The organism is Lacinutrix sp. MEBiC02595, assembly GCF_053601555.1.
Map to the genome: position 1 here is coordinate 1 of NZ_JBSHNU010000172.1, position 905 is coordinate 905.

At 32.0% G+C, this 905-nt stretch carries 1 protein-coding gene; it reads left to right on the forward strand.

Features of this window, described 5'->3' with window-relative positions:
* Positions 1 to 156 precede the first annotated feature (156 nt).
* Positions 157 to 633: an SRPBCC family protein gene (locus ACVCZW_RS03705; protein WP_452231676.1), complete on the forward strand. Its 477-nt coding sequence runs from the start codon at positions 157 to 159 to the stop codon at positions 631 to 633.
* Positions 634 to 905 lie beyond the last annotated feature (272 nt).

The following is a 905-nucleotide window of genomic DNA, read 5'->3' on the forward strand; positions in this document are numbered from 1 at the left end:
AAAAGACCTATAGATAACAACGTATATAATTAATGGCTAGTTTTAGCTTGCTTACGAAAATCTTTGCAGATTTTCTATTCCGTTTTTATTTACTAAATTAGGTGCTGAAACACGCCACTAATCATATACAAACACGTTACCATACATACGACAAAAATGCCCAAAATTGAAATTCGAACTGAAATAAAAGCCGATAGAAAAGTTGTATTTGACCTTTCAAGAAGTATCGATTTACACAAAATTTCGACTGAACAAACGAATGAACAAGCAATTGCAGGAAAAACTAGTGGATTAATTGGAATGAACGAAAGTGTAACTTGGAGAGCAAAACACTTCGGGATTTATCAAAATTTGACTTCCAAAATAACGGAATTTGACAAACCCAAATACTTTGTAGACGAAATGGTTAAAGGTGCGTTTAAGGAGTTTAAACACGAACATCACTTTGCGGAATTAAATGGCGGAACTTTAATGACAGATTTTTTTGATTATCAGTCACCTTTTGGAATTTTAGGAAAGTTAGCCGACAAGTTATTTCTCAAAAAATATATGACTGAATTATTAACTGAACGGAATCGTGTTGTAAAAGAATTTGCGGAATCTGAAAAATGGAAAGAATTAATAACCGAATAAGGTACGTATGGTAACACCGTATATAATTTATTGCTAGTTCTAGCCTGCTTACGAAAACCCTCGCGGATTTTCTATTCGGTTTTTATTTGCTAAATTACGTTCTTAACCACGCAACAAATCATATACAAACACGTTATCTATAAGTTACTCACCAACAAAAATTATTGGAAAATCTATAAGTTTGAACTTCCAACAAGGGAATAATTACTCAGATGAATAATGTAATCTGAAAAACGTTACGGATTGGATTCTGTTTGATTTTATAAACTAAG

Excerpts from the sequence above, each read along its gene's own strand:
- ACVCZW_RS03705 (WP_452231676.1), top strand. The coding sequence starts at position 157 with ATGCCCAAAATTGAAATTCGAACTGAAATAAAAGCCGATAGAAAAGTT.